The organism is Inquilinus limosus MP06 (assembly GCF_000767795.1).
GTDB classification, from domain to species: domain Bacteria; phylum Pseudomonadota; class Alphaproteobacteria; order DSM-16000; family Inquilinaceae; genus Inquilinus; species Inquilinus limosus_E.
Genome location: NZ_JANX01000910.1, coordinates 1 through 1,586 on the forward strand (window position 1 = coordinate 1; position 1,586 = coordinate 1,586).

The 1,586-nt window shown below is 70.7% G+C and carries 3 protein-coding genes; all 3 read right to left on the reverse strand.

Annotation, left to right across the window (positions count from 1 at the left end):
- Positions 1-529 (reverse strand): type VI secretion system-associated FHA domain protein (locus P409_RS40480; protein ID WP_202964900.1); only part of this gene is annotated, 529 nt, incomplete at its 3' end.
- 1 nt (position 530) lies between these two features.
- On the reverse strand, positions 531-908 hold the full coding sequence (locus P409_RS33885; protein WP_152613700.1) for a hypothetical protein: 378 nt from the start codon (positions 906-908) through the stop codon (positions 531-533).
- Positions 909-1,062: 154 nt separating this feature from the next.
- A partial coding sequence (locus tag P409_RS33890; RefSeq protein ID WP_034849076.1) for a superoxide dismutase occupies positions 1,063-1,586 on the reverse strand: 524 nt, incomplete at its 5' end.

Sequence of the window (1,586 nt, forward strand, 5' to 3'; positions counted from 1 at the left end):
GGTCGGAGATCGAGGAGGGCGCGCCGAGGAACCGGCTGACCGACCAGCCGTCGGCGCCGCCGGACAGGGCCACGTCGTCGGCCGGCAGGCCGACGGCCAGCGGGTCGTCGCCCATGGCCGGGAAGGGATCCCCGGTCAGCCGGTCCTCGGCCGGGGATCGGGGGGCGAGGGATTGCGGCCGCTCCAGGGCGGGCGCGGGCGCCGGCGCGGAGGGCGCGCGGTCGAACGCCGCCTCGATCTCATAAGGCCCGAAGACCAGCCGGTCGCCGTCCCGCAGCACTCGCGGCGCATCGGTGTCCAGACGGTCCGACGTCGAATTGAGGAAGGTGCCGTTGGTGCTGGTGTCGGTGACTTGCCAGGCGGCGCCGTCGAAGGCCACCATGCAGTGCCGCTTCGACAGCACGCGCTCCGGGTCCGGCAGCACCCAGTCGCATTCGGTGCCGCGGCCGATGGTGAACTCGCCGCCGCCGACCTGCCGCGTCTCCGGCGGCACGCCGTCGGGGCAGCGCAGGATGCTGAGCGTCAGCATCTCAGGGCCGCGCGGCTGCGAGCTCCGCCGAGCGGGTGCAGCTGTAGGTCTGGACCTCGGCGATGTCGGTCAACTGGCCGCCATTGCCGCTGGTCTTCCAGGCGTATTTCGAATTGGCGTAGAGGCGGTCCTTCACGCCCGGCACCAGGGGGAGATAGTTGACGCTGCCGCCGTCGAGGCTGGTCAGCGCCTGCTGGCCGCGGGGGTCGTACTGCACCGTCAGCCGCCGGCCCTTCTGGCCCTGCGCGGCCGCGCCCGGGGCGGACGCATCGGTGGCGACGCACTGGTAGACGACCACCTGCCGTCCCGCCTCGGCCCCGGGCCGGGCGCAGCCCGCCGCGGTCATGGCGAGGGCCAGCATCAATCCCCACCTGGTCATGACAGACCTCCAGTCGATACGGGGGCAACCCGCTGTTCCGAGAAACGCCGGCCGGACCGGATGTCCAGGCCGCCACCATCGGAACATTCCCGGACCGGGACTACGGGTTCATTTCACCGATGCGGGAAAATGCTACGGCTGCAACAGCTGGGCCTCAGGTGCCGAGACGATCGGAGACCACGGACCAGTTGACGAGGCTTTCCATCACCGCCTTGACGTGGTCGGCGCGGCGGTTCTGGTAGTCCAGGTAGTAGGCGTGCTCCCAGACATCGATGCCGAACAGCGGCTGGCCGCCATGGGCGAAGGGGGAGTCGGCGTTCGAGGTGCCGACCAGGGTCAGCTTGCCGGCATCGGCGACCAGCCAGACCCAGCCGCTGCCGAACACCTTGCCGGCGGCGTCGGTGGTGGCCTTGACCAGCGCCGCCTGGTCGCCGAAGGACTCGCCGATGGCATCGGCCAGCCGGCCCTGCGGCGCCTTCGGCCCGCCGGGGGTGAACTGCTCCCAGTACAGGTTGTGGTTCCAGGCCTGGCCGGCCTGGTTGAACACCGCCTGGTCCTTGGCTGCGGCCGACTTCACCACCACCTCGGCCAGGGTCATCGCCTCATAGGGCGTGCCGGCGGCGAGCTTGTTGAGCGCGTCGAAATAGGCCTTGTGGTGCTTGCCGTAATGCAGGCTCA